The 6,503-nt window shown below is 74.7% G+C and carries 4 protein-coding genes and 1 pseudogene; all 5 read left to right on the forward strand.

From position 1 onward, the window contains the following. Positions 1-297 precede the first annotated feature (297 nt). Complete coding sequence (locus KSNIM_RS05160; RefSeq protein WP_263102034.1) at positions 298-1,131, forward strand: PIG-L family deacetylase; 834 nt, start codon at positions 298-300, stop codon at positions 1,129-1,131. 242 nt (positions 1,132-1,373) lie between these two features. Continuing rightward, on the forward strand, positions 1,374-1,949 hold the full coding sequence (locus KSNIM_RS05165) for a GNAT family N-acetyltransferase (RefSeq protein WP_263102035.1): 576 nt from the start codon (positions 1,374-1,376) through the stop codon (positions 1,947-1,949). 383 nt (positions 1,950-2,332) lie between these two features. Beyond that, entirely contained in the window at positions 2,333-4,309 is a 1,977-nt protein-coding gene (locus KSNIM_RS05170; RefSeq protein ID WP_263102036.1) for a WD40 repeat domain-containing protein, read from the forward strand. Between the two features lie 136 nt (positions 4,310-4,445). Beyond that, the gene (locus tag KSNIM_RS05175) at positions 4,446-5,156 is read left to right on the forward strand and encodes a hypothetical protein (RefSeq protein WP_263102037.1); all 711 of its coding nucleotides are present in this window, start codon (positions 4,446-4,448) and stop codon (positions 5,154-5,156) included. A gap of 146 nt (positions 5,157-5,302) precedes the next feature. Then, positions 5,303-6,503: pseudogene (locus tag KSNIM_RS05180) on the forward strand (hypothetical protein); the annotation flags it as partial.

Below are 6,503 nucleotides of genomic sequence, written 5' to 3' on the forward strand. Positions count from 1 at the left end.
CTGCGGCACTGTGCGTGGTGCACGAGGCTCCGGGTGGCGGTGGGACGGCCTGCCGGTGCACTGCCCGGCGGCTCGACGCCGACTGAGAATGGTGGGGGGACTATAGCCTGAGGATCTGTCGTGTTCGCGCCCGCGGGTTCCCGTCGCCCGGCCGCAGGCCACCGGCCGGCCGGTGCCCGTGCCGCCCGGGAGCAGGCACGTGGGTCTCCCCCGCGCGGTCACCCGAATTCGCGCGCGGCCGCCCGCCCGCCTGGCGCAGACTGAGCCCGGAGCTGATCCGGAACGTGGAGGATGATCATGGTTGAACGACCCTTGACGCTGATGGCGGTGCACGCCCACCCCGACGACGAGGCCACCGGGACGGGCGGGGTGCTCGCGCGGTACGCGGCGGAGGGCATCCGCACGGTCCTCGTCACATGTACCGACGGTGGTTGCGGTGACGGGCCGGGCGGCGCCAAGCCGGGCGACCCCGGGCACGACCCGGCGGCCGTGGCCGCGATGCGCCGCCGGGAACTCGAGGCGAGCTGCGAGGTCCTGGGGATCCGCCACCTGGAGCTGTTGGAGTACGCCGACTCCGGGATGATGGGCTGGGCGGCCAACGACGCGCCCGGCTCGTTCTGGCGGACTCCCGTGGCGGAGGGCGCCGCCCGCCTCGCCGAACTGCTGCGGCACTACCGGCCCGACGTGGTCGTGACCTACGACGAGAACGGGTTCTACGGGCACCCGGACCACATTCAGGCGAACCGCATCACGATGGCGGCGCTGGAGCTCACCGGGATGACCCCGAAGGTGTACTGGACGACGGCGCCGCGCTCGCAGATGCAGCTGTTCGGGGAGGCGATGCGGGAGTTCGGCGCGGACTGGCAGGAGCCGGATCCGGCGGAGGCCGCCGCGCTGGCTGAGATCGGCCTGCCCGACGAGGAGATCACCACCTGGGTGGACACCGCCGAGTTCGGCGACCGGAAGTTCGACGCGCTGGCCGCGCACGCCAGTCAGGGCGAGAACATCTTCTTCCTGAAGATGGGCAAGGAGAGGTTCACGGAGCTGATGGGCGTGGAGACCTTCGTGCGGGTCCAGGACACCACCGGTGCGGCCGTGCCCGAGAACGACCTCTTCGCCGGGCTGCGCTGATCCCCGGCGCGACGCAGGCGTTGCCGCGGCCGGACCCGGAGGATCGGGTCCGGCCGCGGCCGTTCCGGGGCCAGCCGGGCGGCGCGAACCGGTCGTGCACTGACCTGGCCGTTCGGCGGGGGTCGGCCCGCCGGTCGGGGGGAGCGGAAGCCCGCCGGTCGGCGGGTGGCGTTTCGGTCGATCGGTGGATGTCCGAGGTCCAGGCGGGGTGATCGTATGATCGGGCAGAGCGGCAAGGAGGTGTGACGGTGCGTCGCCTGAGCTCCTTGCCCGTACCCGAACTGGCCGACGGCACGGTGGTGCTCCGCCGGCCCGAGGTCGCGGACGCCGCGACCGTGCTCGCCGGCACCCGCGACCCGCTGGTCCGCGAGTTCATGCAGGGGGTGATCCCCCATCAGGACCTCGATACGGCCGAGCGCTGGCTCGCCGACATCCCGGCGCGCCTCTGGGCGCTCGACCGGGCGGCGTACTTCACTGTGGCGTCGGTCACGGACGGTCGCGCCGTGGGGTGGGCCGAACTCGTCGACCTGCGCCCCGAGGAGGGTGCCGCGGAGGCCGCCGTGTGGCTGTTGCCCGAGGCACGTAGCCTCCGGACGGCCACGTCCGCGCTGCGTCTGCTCTGCCGCTTCGGCTTCGAGCAGCTCGGACTGGGCCGGATTGACGCGTACGCTGCGGCAGATAACATGCCTGTTCAGGTGGTTGGTGCCTACATAGGATTCCGCCGCGCCGGATTCCGGCCCGGCCTGTTCCGCAGTTCGCGGACTCAGGCCCTGCACGATGCCGTACACGCGACACTGACACCCGGGGACCTGTGCTGACGGACAGTCAGGCATGCATGGTGTTCCGCACGACACGCACGAGGACGGGCTGACCCGTCGAGAGGGAGGGGACCCTGATGTCGGGGGGAGCTGTTTCGCCGTCCACGGAGACGGCACCCGGGGGCGGTTCGGAGTTGCTGCGGTTCACCGCACCCGCCGAGGGCCCGGACGGCGGCCGGATCGACCTCGCGGTCGAGGCGACCGGGGTGTTCCAGGTCGAGCGCGTCGCAGCCGGTGGTCGCGCGTTCAGAAGCGGTCGCGTCGACCGGGTCTTTCTGACGCGGGTCCTGAAAGCGCTCTCATCCGCAGAGCCGGGAAATGCCCAGGTCACAGCCGGTGCTGACGCCGCTTCGACACCTTCCCGTCGCCTGTTCGCCACCGGATTGCCGTCCGGCGGCGACGCCCTCTGGGACGACGCCGCGGGCGTCCCCGTCCCCGGCATCGCCCGGGCCCTGGAGGTCCTGACCGCCCAGGCCCTCGACCCCACCGCGGCGGGCCTGCTGCCCTCCGCACTGGTCCACTTCGACCAGCCCGAACCCCACCGTGACGGCGGGAGCACGGGCGCCGGCCGACCGGCCGCCGCCGTCGGATCCGTCGGAGGCCGCCCGGCCTACGCGCTCGTCAGGCCCGGCGAGGGCTTCGGCCTGACCGCGCTCGAGGACGGCGCCGCACTCGGCGGATCCGGCACCGACGCCGGCGTCCTGCCGACGGCCGTGGCCCTCGGCTCGGCGCAGGGCCGCGAGCTGTTCGCGGTCGGCGGCGAGGACGGCGCCGTCCAGGTCTGGAACGCCGTCAGCGGCGAACTGCTGCACGGCACGGCCGGGGGCGAGGGCGCCCAGGCCGTCGCCGCCGCCGCGGTGCACGGCGTCCCGCTCGCCTTCTCCGCCGGACTCGCCGGCGAGATCCGCGCCTGGCGCACCGCCGACGGCCGCGGACTCGGCCTGCTGCCGGTCGCCGGGGCCGGCGCCACTGCGCTCTGCCACGCCCGCTGCGCCGACCTCGACCTGCTCGCCGCCGGCGGCGCCGACGGCCTCGTCCGGGTCTGGGACACCGCCACCGGCGAACAGCTCCACCTGCTCGTCGGCCACACCGACCGGATCACCGCACTCGCCGTCCTCGCGCTCGGCAACCAGGCGGTGCTGGCCTCGGCCGGCGCCGACGCCACCGTCCGCCTGTGGGACCTCGCCACCGGGCAGCCCGTCGCCGTCCTCACCGGCCACTCCGCCTCCGTCACCGGCCTCGCCTTCCTGCAGCCCGACGGCGACCCGCGGCTCGCCTCCTGCGCCCTCGACGGCACCCTCCGCCTCTGGGACGTCTACACCGGGACGGCCGTCGACGGCCGCCCCTCCCGACAGGGTTGGCTCACCGCCCTCGCGGCGCTGCACCTCGACGGCCGCGAGGTGCTCGCGGTCGGCGACGAGAACGGCGCCGTGGCGCTGTGGGACCCGGCCGGCTTCACCAAGCTCGCCGACCTCGCGGCGGGTGGCGGCCACCCGGTCAACGCGCTGGCCGTCCTCGAACTCGACGGCCGGCCGCGGCTGGCCGTCGGCCACGGCGACGGCACCGTACGGCTGCTGGACCCGGCCGGCGGCCCCCAGCCGTGGACGGCGGCCGCCGACGGCGGCCCGGTGACCTCGCTCGCCGTGTGCCCCGCCGAGGACGGGCCGGTGATCGTCTGCGGCACCGCGTCGGGCGCCGTCCGCTGCCTCGACACCCGGACCGGCACCGACCTCCCGCTGCCCGCCCCGCACACCGGGGCGGTCTCCGGCCTCGCCTTCTGCCCGCCCGTCGAGAACTCGCCGGCGCTGCTGGTCTCGGCCGGCGCGGACGGGACGGTACGGGTGCGCGACGCGCTCGGCGGCGCACAGCTGCGCCGGTTCACCGCCGACCGAGACGGCGTCACGGCCCTCGCGGCCGGCGAGGTGGCCGGGCACCAGGTCATCGCCACCGGCGGCCCGTCCGGGCAGGTCGGACTGTGGGACGCCGCCCTCGGGCTCCCGCTGCTCGAACTCGCGGGCACGGCCGGGCCGGTGGAGGTGCTGGCCTTCGGGCGCGTCGGCGGCCGCGAGGTGCTGGCCGCCGGCGGCGCGGACGGCGTCCTGCGGATCTGGGACGCCGGCGACGGCACGGCGGTCGGCGAGTTCACCGGCGGCGGCGCCGCCGTGCGCAGCGTCACCCTGCAGGACCTCGACGGCGAGGCCCTGCTGGCCTGCGGCGACCAGCAGGCGGTGCTGCGGCTGTGGCACGTCTCCAGCGGTGCGCTGCTGAACGAGGCGGAGGTGGACCGGGTGCCGCTCGCGATCGCGTTCGGCGACACCGGCCTGTACACGGTCGGTCCGGACGGCGCGACCGCTCTCTGAGCGGCGCGTCCGACGGCCACGACCGATCGACCGAAAGGAGCCGGCCCGCAGTGCGGCGGGCCGGCCCACCGGCGGCGCGGCAGCGCGGCCGGCACAGGCAGGCGAGAGCCTGGTGGAACTGGGGTGGGGGCACATCATGAGCGGTTCGTCGTCCTTCAAGATCGACCTGGAAGAGGTGGAGGCGGCCACCAAGGCGATCCGGGCCATGCTCGACGACCTCGAGGCGCCGACGGCGCGGCTGGAGGCGGTGATCAACCAGATCAAGCCGACCGCCTACGGCAGCGAGGCCGTCGGCAAGTCGCTGACGGGCGGGACCTCTTCGGTGGGCGGGCTCCCCGAGCACCAGAAGCAGGTCTTCGACGGGGTCAAGGCCTACCTGCAGAACTCCGCGCAGATGGCCGCCAACCTGGAGCTCATGGTGCAGCGCTACCGGGAGACCGAGGCGACGCAGGTCGCCGAACTCTCCCAGCTGAACGGCGGCCGTGGCGGCGAGGCCGGGCCGCTCGCGACACCGGTCTCGACCACCGCCCCACTCACGGCACCGTCCGGCACCCGGGTGTCACCGCTCACCGCCGTCGACGGGATGCCGGCCACCGAGCCGCTCCGAGCCGTCGACGGGATGCCGGTCTCCGAGCCGCTGCGCGCCGTGGACGGCATGCCCGCCACCGAACCGCTACGCGTCGTCGACGGCATCAGGCCCCCCGAGCCGGTCACGCTGCCGACGCACCACGCCCCCGACCCCGCCTTCCACACCCCTGATGCCCCCGACCTCTCGTACAACTCGCACGCGGACGACGACGTGGACCCGCCGCCGCTGCACGGCGGGGGACGCAACATGCTCATCTGAGCCTGCCGTTCCGGACGCGCCGCCCCGGCGCCGATCCGCCTGACGCAACGTCACATGTCCAAGAGCATCGAGTCCGAGTGGGCGTTCCCCGCCGACTCGGGTCCCCAGTCCCAGGCCAGCCGGCCAGCCCAAGAGAGCGACTCGTCATGATCGTGCTGCCGCCCGACCTCGCCGAAGTGCTGAAGGTCGTCCAGAGCAACGAACACGGATCCGGTGTCGTCTTCCCCGACGCGAACGAAGACCTGCTGGCGGAACTCGCCGACGCGTGGGAGGCGTGGAACGCCGCCGCCGAACCCGCCATCCGCACCATCGTCGCCAGCGCCAACCGCGCCATGGCCAACATGTCCGGCGCCGCGGCCGAGAGCTTCCAGGGCTACCTGCACAAGTACGCCGGCAGCGACCAGTCGCACGCGGCGACCACCCTCGACGCCGGTGCCGCGATGGCCCAGTCGCTGCGCGGCGCCCACCAGGCCGTCAGCCAGACCAAGTCCGAGATGGTGCGCGAACTCCAGTACGCCAAGGAGTACATGGAGCAGAACCCGGCCGGGAAGCACGACGACATCGCCCAGTCCGAGGGCATCAAGACGGCCGCGGACACCTACAACACCTATGTCGGCCAGGTCGGCAATGGCATCGACACGATGCTGCGACAGAGCGCCGGACACGTCGAGCGGATGACCAGCGCCGGGCAGGTGGCGCGGCTCGGAGGCTCCGGCGGGAGCGACGGCACCTCCCCCACCCGCACCACCGGCCCCAACGCCGCACTCGACCCGACCAGCCTGCTGCATCCCACCGCCACCACCGGGATCGACTCGCTGCCCGGCGGCGCCACCCTGCCCGGCGGCGTCCCCGGCATGCCGGCCGGACCGCTCTCGGCACCGTACGACCCCGCGGCTGCGGGCATGCCCTCCGCCGGCATGCCCGGTGGCTTCGGCGGCGGCTCCCCGGACGGCGGGTTCGGCGCGGGCGGCGCGGCCGCCTACAAGCCCCAACTCAGCGCCCTGAAGCCCTTCCAGCCGCCGACGCCCGCGTCGTTCACGGGCGGCCTCGGCGGTGGCGGCGGCTCGGCCGGCGGCGCCGGTGGCGGCGCCCCGGTCTTCTCACCGCTCACCCCCCGCCTCGGCCTGGCCGGCCTCTCCGACCTGCCCGGTTCCACCGGCGGTCTCGGCGGCACGGGCGGCAGCGGCGGCTCCGGCCCGCTCGCCCCGTGGAACCCGCCCACACCGGGCGGCACCGGGATCGGCGGCCCGGGCGGAGCGATCCCCGGCATGCCGTTCGGCGGCCTCGGCGGCCTCGGCGGCGGCCGTGGCGGCGGCGACACCGGTGGAGTGCGCCCGACCGCGGGTT

Source organism: Kitasatospora sp. DSM 101779 (genome assembly GCF_025655475.1).
Classification (GTDB): Bacteria; Actinomycetota; Actinomycetes; order Streptomycetales; family Streptomycetaceae; genus Kitasatospora.

Coding starts and splice junctions, on each gene's coding strand:
- KSNIM_RS05160 (WP_263102034.1), top strand. CDS start 298: ATGGTTGAACGACCCTTGACGCTGATGGCGGTGCACGCCCACCCCGAC.
- KSNIM_RS05175 (WP_263102037.1), top strand. CDS start 4,446: ATGAGCGGTTCGTCGTCCTTCAAGATCGACCTGGAAGAGGTGGAGGCG.